This window comes from Rhodococcus sp. K11/5 (assembly GCF_055193735.1).
Map to the genome: position 1 here is coordinate 4,262,400 of NZ_CM143721.1, position 14,245 is coordinate 4,276,644.

General features: G+C 67.7%; 15 protein-coding genes. 7 read left to right on the forward strand and 8 right to left on the reverse strand.

The features are described 5' to 3' along the window. Positions 1-405 (forward strand): hypothetical protein, encoded by a 405-nt coding sequence (locus ACY466_RS19880; RefSeq protein ID WP_463248396.1) that lies wholly within the window; start codon positions 1-3, stop codon positions 403-405. Here ACY466_RS19880 and yczE read toward each other — a convergent pair. After that, positions 348-1,028: a membrane protein YczE gene (gene yczE, locus ACY466_RS19885; protein ID WP_463248399.1), complete on the reverse strand. Its 681-nt coding sequence runs from the start codon at positions 1,026-1,028 to the stop codon at positions 348-350. The genes ACY466_RS19880 and yczE overlap by 58 nt on opposite strands. 180 nt (positions 1,029-1,208) lie before the next feature. Between yczE and ACY466_RS19890 the strand changes: the two genes are divergently transcribed. Further along, positions 1,209-2,639, forward strand: a complete 1,431-nt coding sequence (locus ACY466_RS19890) for a GGDEF domain-containing protein (protein WP_463248402.1) — start codon at positions 1,209-1,211, stop codon at positions 2,637-2,639. On the opposite strand, the gene ACY466_RS19895 is transcribed toward ACY466_RS19890, so the two are convergent. The 3 genes from ACY466_RS19895 to dnaB form a co-directional block, all read right to left on the reverse strand. Beyond that, the gene (locus ACY466_RS19895; RefSeq protein WP_463252379.1) at positions 2,640-3,566 is read right to left on the reverse strand and encodes a dioxygenase family protein; all 927 of its coding nucleotides are present in this window, start codon (positions 3,564-3,566) and stop codon (positions 2,640-2,642) included. A gap of 259 nt (positions 3,567-3,825) precedes the next feature. Then, on the reverse strand, positions 3,826-4,311 hold the full coding sequence (locus ACY466_RS19900; protein WP_463248404.1) for a nucleoside deaminase: 486 nt from the start codon (positions 4,309-4,311) through the stop codon (positions 3,826-3,828). Positions 4,312-4,320: 9 nt separating this feature from the next. Then, positions 4,321-6,960 carry a replicative DNA helicase gene (dnaB, locus tag ACY466_RS19905; RefSeq protein WP_463248406.1) on the reverse strand — a complete coding sequence of 880 codons (2,640 nt, stop codon included), beginning with the start codon at positions 6,958-6,960 and terminating at the stop codon, positions 4,321-4,323. A gap of 568 nt (positions 6,961-7,528) precedes the next feature. On the opposite strand from dnaB, the gene ACY466_RS19910 reads away from it, so the two are divergent. The 3 genes from ACY466_RS19910 to ACY466_RS19920 are packed head-to-tail and all read left to right on the forward strand — an operon-like array spanning position 7,529 to position 11,258. Further along, the gene (locus tag ACY466_RS19910) at positions 7,529-8,779 is read left to right on the forward strand and encodes an MFS transporter (protein WP_463248408.1); all 1,251 of its coding nucleotides are present in this window, start codon (positions 7,529-7,531) and stop codon (positions 8,777-8,779) included. Continuing rightward, entirely contained in the window at positions 8,776-9,666 is an 891-nt protein-coding gene (locus ACY466_RS19915; protein WP_463248410.1) for an ABC transporter ATP-binding protein, read from the forward strand. Before ACY466_RS19910 ends, ACY466_RS19915 begins: the two co-directional genes overlap by 4 nt. Next, the gene (locus ACY466_RS19920; RefSeq protein WP_463248412.1) at positions 9,663-11,258 is read left to right on the forward strand and encodes an ABC transporter permease; all 1,596 of its coding nucleotides are present in this window, start codon (positions 9,663-9,665) and stop codon (positions 11,256-11,258) included. Before ACY466_RS19915 ends, ACY466_RS19920 begins: the two co-directional genes overlap by 4 nt. A 101-nt stretch (positions 11,259-11,359) precedes the next feature. Here ACY466_RS19920 and rplI read toward each other — a convergent pair whose 3' ends face one another. From rplI to rpsF, 4 genes are all read right to left on the reverse strand, one after another. Then, the gene (gene rplI, locus ACY466_RS19925; RefSeq protein WP_463248415.1) at positions 11,360-11,818 is read right to left on the reverse strand and encodes a 50S ribosomal protein L9; all 459 of its coding nucleotides are present in this window, start codon (positions 11,816-11,818) and stop codon (positions 11,360-11,362) included. Positions 11,819-11,834: 16 nt separating this feature from the next. After that, entirely contained in the window at positions 11,835-12,074 is a 240-nt protein-coding gene (rpsR, locus tag ACY466_RS19930) for a 30S ribosomal protein S18 (RefSeq protein WP_463248417.1), read from the reverse strand. A 44-nt stretch (positions 12,075-12,118) separates the two neighbouring features. Further along, positions 12,119-12,661 (reverse strand): single-stranded DNA-binding protein, encoded by a 543-nt coding sequence (locus ACY466_RS19935; protein ID WP_463248419.1) that lies wholly within the window; start codon positions 12,659-12,661, stop codon positions 12,119-12,121. Between the two features lie 83 nt (positions 12,662-12,744). After that, positions 12,745-13,032, reverse strand: a complete 288-nt coding sequence (gene rpsF, locus ACY466_RS19940) for a 30S ribosomal protein S6 (protein WP_463248421.1) — start codon at positions 13,030-13,032, stop codon at positions 12,745-12,747. A gap of 154 nt (positions 13,033-13,186) precedes the next feature. On the opposite strand from rpsF, the gene ACY466_RS19945 reads away from it, so the two are divergent. Both ACY466_RS19945 and ACY466_RS19950 read left to right on the forward strand, forming a co-directional pair. After that, entirely contained in the window at positions 13,187-13,798 is a 612-nt protein-coding gene (locus ACY466_RS19945; RefSeq protein ID WP_463248424.1) for a GNAT family N-acetyltransferase, read from the forward strand. Beyond that, the gene (locus ACY466_RS19950) at positions 13,795-14,244 is read left to right on the forward strand and encodes a response regulator transcription factor (RefSeq protein ID WP_463248426.1); all 450 of its coding nucleotides are present in this window, start codon (positions 13,795-13,797) and stop codon (positions 14,242-14,244) included. The genes ACY466_RS19945 and ACY466_RS19950 overlap by 4 nt, the downstream gene beginning before the upstream one ends. The last annotated feature ends 1 nt before the right edge of the window (position 14,245 follow it).

Sequence of the window (14,245 nt, forward strand, 5' to 3'; positions counted from 1 at the left end):
ATGAGCGGCAACAACCAATTCGGATTCGATCCCGAGGACTTCGAGCGTGTGGCGCGTGAAGCCGGCGAGGGTCTGCGCGAGATGTTCGGCCAGGCGATGAAGAAGTCCGGCCAGTCCGGTGCGGCGGCCCCGTGGGCGGGACTCTTCGGCGAAGCCATGAGCAAGCAAGCCCCCACTCCGGCTCCCGAGCCGGAGACCACCGGCCAGAAGGGCGACGGCGTGTGGGTCGTCTACACGGTGTCCGACGATGGTTCCGCGAGCGTGGATCAGGTCTTCGCGACCGAGCTCGATGCGCTGCGTGCACACCGTGACAACGTCGATCCCGCCCGTAAGGTGCGGTTCCTGCCCTACGGCGTATCCGTGGGCATCCTCGGGACCGGCACCGACATCGTCCCGGAGGACTGAGGCAGAGCGGGCGGCGTCGGGACCAACGGCGGCAGCAGACGCATGAAGAGCTGCGCCAGCGGTCCGATGGCCACGGCGTAGAGAACCGTCCCGACGCCGACGGTTCCGCCGAGCACCCACCCACCGGCCAGGACGGACGCCTCGATTCCCGTCCGCACCAGCCGCACGGACCACCCCGTACGGGCGACGATTCCGGTCATCAGCCCGTCGCGGGGGCCGGGTCCGAGTCCGGCCGAGATGTAGAGCGCGGTCGCGAAGCCGTTGAGCACGACGCCGCCGATCAGGGCGCCGACCCGCAGCGGGTAACCGTGCAGCTCGGGCAGCACCGCCAGTCCGAGGTCGACCGCGACGGCAACGATCACCACGTTCGAGACGGTGCCCAGCCCCGGCCGTTGTCGCAGCGGAATCCACATCAGCAGGACGGCCGCGCCCGTGACCGCGGTGACCGTGCCGAAACTCCACGCCACGTGCTGCAGAACACCCTGGTGGAAGACGTCCCAGGGGTTCAACCCGAGGCCGGCGACGATCATCGTCGCCATCGAGAACCCGTACAGCAGCAGACCCACGTAGAGCGCGAGCAGACGGCGGGGCAGAGCGCGTCCGCGCAGGTTCGACCATGACATGGGAGCAATCCTCGTCGCTGTGCCCCGTGCCCGGGGCGGTCCACTCGCGCCGAGTGGACCGTTCGACTCACCACACCGCGCGCCCGGGTGATACTTGTCGTCGTAACAACGACCCAACCGAATACGACTGACAAGTCACAGCGCCACTTCCTCCAGCGCCCCGGACACGCGAAGGACCCCATGCCGCCGTTTCGGTCGCTCGTCGATCAGTCGGCCACGGTCCGCGTCATCGGTCTCGCTCTGGTGGTGTTCCTCACCGCCCTCGTCGGGGTGCATACCCGACCTCCCGGACTCTCCGCCTCTCTCTGGCTCGCCAACGCGGTGCTGCTCGGAGTGTTCGTCCGCTGGCCCCGGCTCTTCTCCGTACCCGCTCTCGTACTCTGCTTCCTCGCCTACGTCGGCGCGGATCTGCTGTCCGGCACGGACACGGCCACCACCCTCGCGTTCAACGTCGCCAACATCGTCGGCGTCACCGGAGCGGCGCTCGTCGCGCGCCGACTGCGGTGGTGTCCACTGCGGCTCACCGGGTCGCGTGCTCTCGGCCGGATCTCCGCGATGGTGGCGGTGGCGTCCGTGCTGTCGACCACCAAGGCGGTGATTCTCACGTACCTCCACGGCGCCGGTCCGGTGGTGATGGCGCTCGACTGGTTCGGGTCCGAAGCCACGAGCTACCTGATCGTCCTGCCCGTCCTGCTCTCCCCGTTCCGGGCGCCGACCCTGCCGCGACGCCGCGACCGGTCGCTACCGCGCGAGGTCACGGAGTTCGGAATCCCGATCGTCGCCGCGTTGCTGGCGATGTCCGCCGCCATGGTGATCCGGGGCCCCTTGCTGCTGGCGCTCCCGCTACCGGCGCTGTTGTGGTGCGCGACGAAGGTGCCCATGGCCGGAACCACCGCGCTGACCGCGATCTGGGCCGGATGGACCCTGGTGGTGGTCGGCCACGCCGGCACCAACACGGCGGGTGGCATCACCACCGACGCGTACGGCGGATCCGCGACGACGCTGTCCGTGGCGTTGCTCGCGCTCGGTCCTCTCCTCGTCGCCGCGGTCACCAGAGACCGCGCGACCGTGCAGAACCGGTTGCGCGCTGCCGTCGAGTTCGACGGTCTCACCGGCACGCTGTCCCGTTCGGCGTTCATGCGACGCAGCCAACAACATCTCGACGACCTGTCCGGCGCGGACACCAGCATCGCGCTCATGATGCTCGACCTCGACCACTTCAAGACCATCAACGACACCCTGGGACACGCCGTCGGTGACATCGCCCTCGTCCGCAGCGCCGCGTGCATTCTGGACGCGTTGCCCGACGACGCCATCGCGGGCCGCATCGGGGGCGAGGAATTCGCCGTGTTCCTTCCCCTGTCCGACGGCGTCGACGCCGAACAGGTGGCCTCCCGTATTCGCCGCGATCACGAACGGCTGCACGTACTCTCCGAACGCACCACGACCGTGAGCATCGGGATCGCCTGGACCCGTTCCATTCCGGACTCGGTGTCGAACCTCTTGATCTCGGCCGATCACGCCCTGTACGACGCCAAGCGAAACGGGCGCAACACCATCGTCACGGTCCGGGTGGAACAGTTTCCGGATGCACCGGTTGCCGGGGACTAGTCAGCGGGGACCGGTTGCCGGGGACTGATTGCCGGGAGACTGGTTGCTGCGGGGCGGCGGCCCACCCATGCCCCCGGCCGGCGGCTCGCCTCCCGTGCCACCCGCGGGCGCCGAGGCGGTGTTCTCGGACTTCGCGGCCACGCCGACGGTGATGGTCAGCGCCATACCGGACGCGGGATCACCGGTGACGGTGGCCAATTCGGCGTCCCAGCCGTCACCGAACACGTTGTCGGATGCCAGCGACACCTGCGAGAGGTTGCCGACGCTGCGCGAGTATCCGGTGTCGTATGCGAACACCGATTCGCACGCGTCCTGCGGGACCGCGATCTGGGAGGTCAGCCGCGCGTCGGATCCGGACACCGCCGCCTCGAGGCTGTCGAACACCTCGAAGTGGATGTGCGGCCACCGACCGGCGTAGCACGCGGGAAAGATCGACGTGAACGACACCCGGCCGTCCGCGTCCGCGACCTGCACGCCGCGCAGGTAGTTCTCCTCGGCGATGGTGTCGCTGTAGAGGGAGTACTCGCCGTCACGATCGCAATGCCACAGGTAGACGGCCATGCCGGTGCCGGGGGTGCAGTTCGCCGTCAGGTCCTGCAACGAGAGTTCGATCGTCGTGGGAACCCCCTCCGCCACACCGGAATACGCACCGAAGCTGGTGGTGATGTCCTGACGGACGATGCCCGACTCGATCAACACGTTCGGCCCGTTCGTGCCGTCGCCGGGGTACGGCCCTGCCGTCTCCTGCGGAATGGCGGTGACGCAGGTGCCCGAAACGGCCTCGGCGGTCGCCGAGTCGGCGGCTGCGGTGGTGGCGGTGGCGGTGGAGGCGGCGGTCCCCGCGCTGGTCGAACACGCCGCGAGGACCGACGCACCGGCCGCCCCGAACACGAACAACGCTCGGCGCCGGGAGAACATGGTCCCCATGTCGTGGGCGAGGCCACGATCGTGTTCGTGGACTTCGTCGGATGCGTTGTGGCGGTGGCTGTTCACGGGATTCCTCCTGGATCGGTTCGGCACGAGCTGCGTGCGTGAACCCCACACAACCACCGCCACCCGGGGCGCACCCGGGGACGACCTGTGCGATACCCGGGAGCGCTCGACCGGGCGATCCGCACACGGTGCCGTCGTCCGCACCGCTCACCGCATGCTGCAACCGGTGCGGACGGACTGCACGGGGTGCGGATCAGTCGCGCTCGGCGACCCGTCGATGCAGGAGCCTCAGCTCGTCGGCGAACTCGGGTGCCGGTCCACGGAGCTCGACCCCCGGCGCGATCGTCGAGATCGGCAGCGGCGCAACCGGTCCCGGTTGCACTCCCCACTCGCGGTGCCACTGCGCGAGCTGGTCACTGCTCGATGCGTAGACGATGGTTCCCAGCCCCACCCAGGCGTGCGCCGCCGAACACATGGGGCAGTGCTCGCCGGAGGTGTACACCGTGGCACTCGCGCGTTGCTCGGCATCGAGCGAGCGCACCGCCCACTCCACGATCGTCAGCTCGGGGTGCCGGGTGCGGTCGCCGCCGGACACCCGATTGCGATCCTCGAACAGCACGTCCCCGTCCGCGCTCGTCAGCAGTGAGCCGAACGGCTCGTCTCCCGCGTCCACGGCCTCGCGGGCGAGATCGACGCAGCGGCGCAGGTGGGTGAGGTCGACATCGGTGAGCGCGGTCATGAATTCTCTCTACCCGCGAGCCATGTCCACGAACCTCGACAGGTGCAGCTGGTGCGCGACGGTGATGGTGGCCGTCGGACCGTTACGGTGCTTGCCCAGGATCAGGTCCGCCTCACCGCCACGAGGGTCGTCGCGCTCGGTGGCGTCGGGCCGGTACAACAGGATGACCATGTCGGCGTCCTGCTCCAGCGAACCCGACTCACGAAGGTCCGACACCATCGGCTTCTTGTCGGTGCGCTGCTCGGGACCACGGTTGAGCTGACAGATCGCGACCACGGGCACCATGAGTTCCTTGGCCAACAGCTTGAGTTGGCGGGAGAAGTCCGAGACCTCCTGCTGGCGGGACTCGACCTTCTTGCCCGACGACATCAGCTGCAGATAGTCGATCACGATCAACTTGAGATCGTGGCGCTGCTTGAGTCGACGCGCCTTGGCCCGGATCTCCATCATCGTCAGGTTCGGCGAATCGTCGACGAAGAGGGGCGCTTCGCTGATCTCGCTCATGCGACGGGCGAGGCGTGTCCAGTCGTCGTCCGTCATCTTGCCGGAGCGCATGTCGCCGAGTTTGATCTTCGCCTCCGCGGACAGCAGTCGCATGACGATCTCCGTGCGACTCATTTCCAGGGAGAACATGACGCTCGCCATTCCATGCTTGATGGAGCAGGAGCGCATGAAATCCATTCCCAGCGTGGAGTTGTGCGTGGGCACCATCGAGCGGCCGGCCAGGTACAGGTGGTCGGGGTTGTCCACCTCGACACATCGAACCGGCACCGAGTCGATCTGCCGCACATCGACGATGAAGCGACTCGATGATCGAGCGGTGCCCGACGCGGCGCGACGCTCTTTGTGCAGAAGATCCTTTCGGTGCAAACCGAAGATCTGATCCTCGGTCGAGAACGTCAGGGTGTAAGCAACCGAGGACGACTCACGGCGCCCTCGGACCCGCTTGGTCGTCAGATGAACGCGATACCCCAGGCTCACGATCAACTCTTCGACGTCCCGAGCGAGCCGTTCGTGGGTCACGGAGAACTGCGCGCTGCCGCCGTTCGTGACAGTTCCGTCCGTATCGAGCAAACCGGCCAGCAGAGCACGCCGTTGGCCCTCGGACGAACGCAGATACTGCACCGGTATGTGCTTGTTGTTCAGAACCCCGATGGTGCGAAGACGTGCCTGCACGGTTCCCTGCGTATCCCTGCATCGCTGGCACATACGCAGGCCCGTGCAGAGTTCTCCGCACAGCGGGCACAAGGGCTTCGTCGGCGTGTCGTTCAGGAAACGCGCCTTGCCACCACAGGACTGTCCACACGTACGAACCTGGGATGTGAAGGGGACGAACGTCTTTCCGCACACTGCGCACGCACGCGAGGGAATGGGCGGCGGCGGGGGCAATTGGATCGAGTATCGCCGGTCCGCCGCAGGGGACCGCACGGCTACGAGCCCTTCGCCTTCGATCCTGGCGATGATCTCCGGATCGTCGGACGTGATCTGTGCGCACGCACTGCTTCCGTCACCGAGCCACGCGCCGAGCGTGTACGGCGGAACCATCAGATCGGCGTCGGGGAACTGCAGCGCAGCCGCATTGACCACCGAGTGGTTGAGCCGTCGATCCTTCGTGGCGCACCGGACGCTGGCAGCGATCTGTTCGGTGGTCCGCACCTCGGCGAACGTCTTCTGGTTCCGATACCGGTTCCACCCGGTCGCTGCTTCCTGAGCCGACTTGCGAGACGCGCGCGTCTCCGTCAACCACTGGTGCTCGGCGTCGGCCACGACGACGGTGCCGTCCGAGAATTCCACCTCGAAGCAGGGGCGTCCGACCATGACATCGGTGGCCGCGACGACGCGAGTCGCCCTTCCCGACGCATCCATGAGGTGGTCACCGACCTCGACTTCGCCCATGGTGGTCCAGCCGGTCGGGGTGGGGAGGGGCGTGTCCAGCGCCAGCGCCTTCCCTACGCCTGGCCGGGCCGCGACGATGATCATCTGACCGGGGTGCAAACCATTCGTCACCTCGTCCAACTCGGTGAAACCGGTGGGCACACCGTTGGACATACCGCCGCGGCTGGCGATGGAGTCGATCTCGTCCATCGTGGGCTGCAGGAGCTCTTCGAGCTGCACGAAATCCTCGGCGGTGCGGCGCTCGGTGACCTCGTAGACCTCGGCCTGCGCACGGTCGACGACCTCCGACACGTCCTGCCCGTCGGCGCCCGCGTAGCCGAACTGCACGATGCGCGTACCGGCCTCGACCAATCGACGCAGAATGGCCTTCTCGACGACGATCTCGGCGTAGAACGACGCGTTGGCCGCGGTGGGAACCGTCTGGGTCAGCGTCACCAGGTACGGGGGGCCACCGATGCGCTTGAGCTCACCGCGGCGCTCGAGTTCCGCGGACACCGTGACGGGGTCGGCCGGATCTCCGCGGCCGTACAGATCGAGGATCGCGTCGTAGACCATCTGGTGCGCGGGCCGGTAGAAATCGCCGGGCCGCAGGACCTCGAGAACGTCCGCGATGGCGTCCTTGCTGAGGAGCATGCCGCCGAGGACCGACTGCTCGGCCGCCATGTCCTGGGGTGGCTGCCGACCGAAGTCCTCGCCCGGTGCCTCGGGGGGTTCCTGGTAGTTCGATGCGCCCCGATCGTCCACTACCGCCACCGAAAATCGCCGCCCTCTCACTGGTGCCCGGGGGCGCAGTACCCCCGGTGTTCTCCGTGCCCACAACTCGCACGGACGTTGTACCTCCGCCCACCGACACGGGCACGCGGCCCGGTACCGGAGTGCGGCATCCGAGTGAACAGATGGTGTGCCGGAGGGACGTTAGGTCCTCCGGACGGAAGCGCAAAATGGGCTTGTGGAACAACCTGTGCATCGATTGTGGATAGTGCAGGACGACCGTGTTGACCGGCTGTGGACAACCTTGGGATAGACAGCGTCACATACGCCGTTGTGCCTGATCAGACCCTGTACACAGAATTTCTTTTCTGTGCATAGATGTCGGTTCGGCGTGTCCTGTCGAGTTGACAGGTCGGGCGTGTTGGCTCGGCGACCGGTGATTTATCAACATGGTCCAGCTCACACCTTCGGTAAACGCCACGGAAACGGGGAGTGCGTTCGGTTTCGATCGTGAATCGTTCCGCCGGTCGCCCGGAACGGTCGTCGCCGAGCGTCGAGTCGGCACGAACTGGTTGACTTCTCGTATGCCGCTCGCCGCCGCTCGGCCCACATGATCGCCGCCACCGCGCACCGTGAGCGTGTCGCCGTCCTCGTCGTGTTCTTCGTCAACGGTGCGGTGCTCGCCAACTGGGCCCCCCGCATCCCCACCATCCAGGACGACCTGTCGCTCACCACCGCGACGCTCGGCATCGCGCTGACCGGTATGGGCATCGGCGGCCTTCTCGCCACGGCGGTCTCCGGGCTCGCGGTAGAGCGCTTCGGCAGTCGCGTGGTGGTGATGGCGGCGGCCGCGGTGATGAGCCTGATGCTCGTGCTCCCCGCCCTCTCGTGGTCGTGGTGGAGTCTGCTGATCGCACTGGCGGTGCTCGGCGGTGCCGACGCCGTGATGGACGTCGCGATGAACTCTCAGGGCGTCGTCGTCGAGCGTCATTACGGTCGGTCGCTGATGAGCGGCTTCCACGCCGCGTGGAGCCTCGGTGCCGTCGTGGGCGGACTGATGGGCACCGCCGCGGCCGCGCTGGTCGTACCCGTCGCCGCACACTTCGCCCTCGTCGGGATCGTGCTGACCGTCGTCGCGCTCGTGGCCGGCCGACACCTGGTCCGCGACGAGACCGCGGACACACCGCCGACCACGACCGCCGGCCCGCATCGCCGAGTGCCTCGCCCCACGATCGCTCTCGTTCTGGTCTCGCTGCTCGTGCTGTTCGCCGCCTTCGTCGAGGACGTCCCGCAGTCGTGGAGCGCGGTCTACCTGTCCACCGAGCTGAGCGCCGGCCCCGGACTCGCGGGCCTGGCCTTCGTCGCATTCTCGGCCGCGATGATGGTCGGGCGCCTGATCGCCGACCGTCTCATCGATCGTGTCGGATCGACGGCGGTGCTCATCGGCGGCGGCGTCACCGTGGCCGCGGCGTTCGCCGTCGGGTTGTCCGCGCCGTCCCCGATCGGCATGATCGCCGCCTTCGCGGTGGTGGGCCTCGGGGCCGCGCCGGTGTTCCCCATCGCGTTCAGCGTGGCCGGTCGCCTGCCCGGCGTCGCGTCCGGCCACGGGATCGCCTCCGTCGCACTGGTCTCGCGGGTCGGATTTCTCGTCGCACCGCTGCTGGTCGGAACGGTCGCCGACATCGCGTCGTTCCGGATCGCTCTGCTGACCGTCGTCGTCGCCGGCGTCGCCATCGCACTCCTCGCCGTCCGCGTGCGCCGCGACATCACGGCCCCGTCCACGGAAGCACGGCCACCGCACCCACACGCTGTCCAGCGTGGGTCCACGGGACGACACCACCCGACCGGTGGACCGTCGTGACGCTCGCGATCGAGATCGACGATCTCCACAAGACATTCGGACGCACCGCCGCGCTCGACGGCCTCACCATGAGCGTCGAGACGGGCACCATCGCCGGTTTCCTCGGGCCCAACGGAGCCGGGAAGTCGACGGCCATCCGGGTGCTGCTCGGCCTGCTCCGGGCGGATTCCGGTTCGGTCACCGTTCTCGGACATCACCCGTGGCGGGACTCGGTCGCCCTGCATCGACGGCTCGCGTACGTCCCCGGCGACGTCAGCCTGTGGCCCACGCTCACCGGCGGCGAAACCATCGACCTCCTCGCCCGGATGCGCGGAGGTATCGACGCCGACAGGCGCGCGGAACTGCTGGAGCGTTTCGAACTCGATCCCACCAAGAAGGCTCGCACCTACTCCAAGGGCAATCGGCAGAAGGTCGCTCTGGTCGCGGCGCTGGCGGCCGACGTGGAGCTGCTGGTGCTGGACGAACCCACCTCCGGCCTGGATCCGTTGATGGAGAACGTCTTCCAAGACGAAGTGGTGGCCGCAGCCCGACGCGGCATCACCGTCCTGCTGTCGAGTCACATCCTGTCCGAGGTCGAGAAACTGTGTGACACGGTCACCATTCTGCGGGCGGGACGGACGGTGCAATCGGGATCTCTGCGCGAGATGCGGCATCTGACTCGGACGCGCTTCGACATCGTCACCGAGCGCGACGCCACCGCGCTCACCGAGGTCCCCGGCGTGCACGACGTCCACCGCGACGGCGCCCGGACCACCTTCGACGTCGATCCCGACGCGGTGCCGCGCGTGATTCGCGTCGCGGCCGATCTCGGAGTTCTCGAACTCACCAGCACCCCACCGTCCCTCGAGGACCTGTTCCTTCGCGAGTACGGCGACCGGCCCGAATGACCTCTCTCACCGGCACTCTCGCTCTCACTCGGCTCGCACTGCGTGCCGACCGTCGTCGACTCGCTATCTGGATCACGCTGCTGTTCCTCTATCAGGTGGCCGGCGCGGCGGCTCTGAACTCGGTGTACGTGTCCGCGGCAGAGCGGCAGGCACGCGCGCAGTTGATCTCGGCCCCCACCGCGGCCCTGCTCGCCGGACCGGGATACGGGCTCGACGACTACACCATCGGTGCGATGTACCAGAACGAGCAGGTGCAGTACCTGCTGGTCGCCGTCGTCGTTCTCACGGTGACTCTCGTGGTGCGCCACACGCGCGGGGAGGAAGCGAGTGGGCGTGCGGAACTGGTGCGCACCAACGTCATCGGACCACAGGCCATGCTGACCGCGGCACTCGTGGTCGCCGCGATGGTGAGCGGACTCGTGGTCGCGGCGACCACCGCCGCCCTCACCGTCGCCGGTTTCGCGCCGGGTCCGTCCCTCGTTCTCGCCCTCGGAATCGGGCTCACCGCCTTCGCGTGCGGTTGTCTCGCAGCCACTCTCGCGCAGCTGACGGAGAGCACCTCGGCCGCGACGGGCGCGGCCCTGGCGCTGGCCGCGGCCTCGTTCGCGCTGCGCGCGCTGGGCGACGCATCTCGGCCCGGCGGGAGCGCGGCATCCTGGGTGTCGCCGTTCGCCTGGGCGCAGCAGACCCGACCGTTCGTCGATGCACGGTGGTGGCCCCTCGCGCTGTTCGCGCTGGTCGTCGTTCCCGCCGTCGCCGCGGCGTTCGCACTGTCCTCGCGCCGCGACGTAGGCGCGGGATTTCTCGCGGCCCGGCCCGGACCACCCCGAGCCCCGCGCGGCCTCGCGAATCCACTGGGGTTGGCGTGGCGACTGCAGCGCGCGTCGATCATCGGCTGGACCACGGGCATCGCCCTGGCCGGCACCGCGTTCGGCGCGGTCCTCGGCGCGGCCGAGGAGGCTCTGCCGGAGGACTCGACCATCACCGAGATGCTCGTCGGGGACGGAGGCTCCCTCGTCGACGCCTTCGCGGCCACCGTGGTCTCGCTCCTCGCCGCCGTGGTCGGAGCCTTCGTCGTCGCGTCGGCACTCCGCGCGTCGGGTGAGGAGACCGGCGGCCGCGCGGACGCCGTGCTCACCACCGGGGTGAGTCGGCCGCGGTGGTTGTGGTCCTCGGTGACCGTGACGGCGGTCGCGGCGGTGGTCATGCTCGTCGTCGCCGGGCACACCGTCGGTGTCGCGACCACGCTGTCCACCGGGAATCCCCTGCTGGGACCCGTGCTCACCGGGTCCGTGGTGTACGTCCCGGCGGTACTGGTGATCGCCGCGATCGGGGTGCTGCTGCACGGGTTCGCGGCCGGTGCGGTGCGAGCCATGGTGGCGATCATGGCTTTCGCCGCCGCAGCAACGGTGGTCGGGGTGATCCTGAGGCTGCCGCAGTGGGTCCTGAACCTGTCACCGTTCACGCACGTACCGGCCATCCCCGGAGGCAGCGTCACCTGGCTCCCCCTGCTGGTCCTGACTCTGATCGCGGTGATCGCGGCAGGTGTGGGTACCGCCGCGTTCGCGCGGCGCGACGTGCGCGACCGCTGAGCGGCCCGCTCGACACATCACCGAGCGTGCGGACATCCGCCCCCACGAACAACGGTCCCCGCCTCGAGGAGAGAGGCGGGGACCGTCGACGAACATGCAGATCACGCCGAAGCGGTGACCTCCAGGGTGAACGTGGCCGTCACATCGGGGTGCAGCACCACGGAGATGGAGTGCTTTCCGGTGGACTTGACGTGCGACTTCGGCAGCTCGACGCTGCGCTTGTCGACGATCGGGCCGCCGGCCGACTTGAGAGCAGCGGCGACGTCGGCTGCGGTGACCGAGCCGAACAGCTTGCCCGAGTCACCCGCGGTGCGAACCGAGAGCGCGACGGTACCGATGTTCTCGATGGCCTGCTTGAGCTCGTTGGCGTGGTCGAGACCACGCACGGCGCGAGCTTCCTGGGCGCGACGGATGCCTTCGACCTGCTTCTGCGCGCCGCGGGTGGCCGGAATGGCCAATCCACGGGGCAGGAGCAGGTTGCGGCCGTAACCGTCCTTGACCTCGACGGTATCGCCGGGGGCTCCGAGGTTGTCCACATCAGCGGTGAGGATGAGCTTCATGATGATCCTTTCGGCGCTATCGCGCGGTCGCCGCGTAAGGAAGCAGAGCCACCTCGCGCGAGTTCTTGACGGCGATAGCGATGTCCCGCTGATGCTGGACGCAGTTGCCGGTGACACGACGTGCGCGGATCTTGCCGCGATCACTGACGTACTTACGCAGCAGTGTCGTGTCCTTGTAGTCGATGGACGTCTTTTCCTTGCAGAAGGCGCAGACCTTCTTCTTGATCACCTTGTCGCGCAACGGCGGTTTAGGCATTGTCGATCTCCGAATCCTTGTGGAGCATGTGCAGTGGTACGGATCTAGAAGGGCGGTTCGTCGTCGCTGCCACCACGGGAGCCACCACCGAAGGAGCCCGATGCCTGCGGAGCGCTGCCCCACGGATCGTCACCTCCGGAGTTGCCACCGGACTGGCGAGCGGGCGAGCCACCCGATCCACCGGAGGAACCGAATCCGCCGCCGCCTCCACCGCCGCTACCTCGACTGACCTTGTTCACCTTGGCCGTCGCGTAACGCAGGGAGGGGCCGACCTCGTCGACTTCGAGCTCGACGACAGTGCGCTTCTCGCCCTCACGTGTCTCGTAGGACCGTTGACGCAACCGGCCCGTCACCACGACTCGCGCGCCCCGAGTCAGGGACTCGGCGACGTTCTCCGCCGCTTCACGCCAGATGTTGCACCGCATGAAAAGAGCGTCGCCGTCTTTCCATTCGTTGGTCTGGCGATCGAAGGTGCGGGGAGTGGACGCGACGGTGAAGTTCGCGACCGCCGCACCGGCGGGGGTGAATCGCAGTTCGGGATCGGCCGTCAGGTTTCCTACGACGGTGATGACGGTTTCGCCTGCCATGGTTCCTCTTTCTCGTGCATCGTCAGTGCATGATCTTCTCGGTTGCCGTCAGCCTAGGGGCGCACGGTGACAGAGAAGGATCGTCACTTCTCGCGGCGCAGAACCTTGGTGCGAAGCACCGACTCGTTCAGGCTCAGCTGACGATCCAGCTCGGACACCGTGGCGGGCTCGGCGTTGATGTCGATCACCGCGTAGATGCCTTCGGTGTGCTTCAGGATCTCGTAGGCCAACCGGCGCTTTCCCCACACGTCGACCTTGTCGACCTTGCCGCCGTCCTTGCGAATGACGTTGAGGAACGTGTCGAGCGACGGGGCGACGGTGCGCTCGTCGAGATTGGGGTCGAGGATGACCATCAGTTCGTAATGACGCATAAGACCTCATCACCTCCTATGGACTGTGAAACGGTCACGGACGATCCGTGACAGGAGGGTCGTTGCGTCAGCAACCCGCCCAGGCTACACGGGAGACCACTGACCTGCGAAATCGTGCGCAACGGGTCGAGAACCCCGCGAGAGAGGTACGCGAATGACGGACGACTGGACCCGCATCGGCCCCCTGGAGGGACGCGTCGTGCGATTGGAACCGCTGACGGCGGAGCACGCCGACGAGTTGGCCGGCGCCGCGGACGATCCGGCGATGTCCCGCTGGACCGGTGCCGACCTGCACGACCGCGAGCAGGCCCGGCGCTACATCGACGTCGCGCTGGCCGATCCGGCCCGGGTTCCGTTCCTGCAACGCGACCGCCGTTCCGGACGCTGCGTCGGGTCCACCTCCTACTACCGACTCGACCCGGTGAACCGCGGTCTCGCCATCGGCTACACCTGGCTCGGTACCGCCGCTCGGGGGACGTCGGTCAACCCCGAATCGAAGTTCCTGCTGCTCGAGCACGCGTTCGTCGCTCTCGAAGCGGTCCGCGTCGAGTGGCACACCGACGCCCTCAACGAACGCTCGCGCGCGGCCATCGCCAAACTCGGCGCCGAATTCGAGGGTCTGCTCCGCAAGCATCGGCGACGGCCGGACGGGTCGTTCCGCACGACGGCGCTCTACGCCATGACGGACGACGACTGGCCCTCGTGCCGCGCCGAACTGATGTCGCGTCTGAACCCGGAAATCGGGCCCCCAGTTCTCGGGGGATGACCAAACCGACCGAGTGGTGCAATAATCTCCCCAGGTCGGGGGACCGCGCGGGATTTCCTTCGCTCGCGCGTTTCCACGCCCACAGTCGAAAGCGAGTCTCCGTGTCCGCACCGGCCGTCGAACGGCACCGCAGTACCACCCACCGCAGCACCGGTCAGCGCAGCACCGGTCAACAGAGCACCGGTCCGCACAGAACGGATTTTCAGCAGCCCGAGCTCGCGCGTCCCAACCTGACGGTTCGCGAGATCGAGGTCCTCATCTGCTGGTTGCACTGCGACTCCAAGACCGCCGTCGCGTCCGATCTGTACCTGTCCCTCGGAACCGTCAACACCCACCTGACGCGCATCCGCTCCAAGTATGCAGCTGTCGGCCGCGCGGCTCCCACCAAGGCCTCGCTCGTCGCCCGCGCCCTTCAGGACGGCTTGATCGACATCAGCGAGCTGTGAC

Coding starts and splice junctions, on each gene's coding strand:
- yczE (WP_463248399.1), bottom strand. CDS start 1,028: ATGTCATGGTCGAACCTGCGCGGACGCGCTCTGCCCCGCCGTCTGCTC.
- rpsF (WP_463248421.1), bottom strand. CDS start 13,032: ATGCGTCATTACGAACTGATGGTCATCCTCGACCCCAATCTCGACGAG.
- rplI (WP_463248415.1), bottom strand. CDS start 11,818: ATGAAGCTCATCCTCACCGCTGATGTGGACAACCTCGGAGCCCCCGGC.
- ACY466_RS19895 (WP_463252379.1), bottom strand. CDS start 3,566: ATGGGGACCATGTTCTCCCGGCGCCGAGCGTTGTTCGTGTTCGGGGCG.
- ACY466_RS19890 (WP_463248402.1), top strand. CDS start 1,209: ATGCCGCCGTTTCGGTCGCTCGTCGATCAGTCGGCCACGGTCCGCGTC.
- rpsR (WP_463248417.1), bottom strand. CDS start 12,074: ATGCCTAAACCGCCGTTGCGCGACAAGGTGATCAAGAAGAAGGTCTGC.
- ACY466_RS19920 (WP_463248412.1), top strand. CDS start 9,663: ATGACCTCTCTCACCGGCACTCTCGCTCTCACTCGGCTCGCACTGCGT.
- ACY466_RS19900 (WP_463248404.1), bottom strand. CDS start 4,311: ATGACCGCGCTCACCGATGTCGACCTCACCCACCTGCGCCGCTGCGTC.
- ACY466_RS19945 (WP_463248424.1), top strand. CDS start 13,187: ATGACGGACGACTGGACCCGCATCGGCCCCCTGGAGGGACGCGTCGTG.
- ACY466_RS19910 (WP_463248408.1), top strand. CDS start 7,529: ATGATCGCCGCCACCGCGCACCGTGAGCGTGTCGCCGTCCTCGTCGTG.
- ACY466_RS19935 (WP_463248419.1), bottom strand. CDS start 12,661: ATGGCAGGCGAAACCGTCATCACCGTCGTAGGAAACCTGACGGCCGAT.
- ACY466_RS19880 (WP_463248396.1), top strand. CDS start 1: ATGAGCGGCAACAACCAATTCGGATTCGATCCCGAGGACTTCGAGCGT.
- ACY466_RS19950 (WP_463248426.1), top strand. CDS start 13,795: ATGACCAAACCGACCGAGTGGTGCAATAATCTCCCCAGGTCGGGGGAC.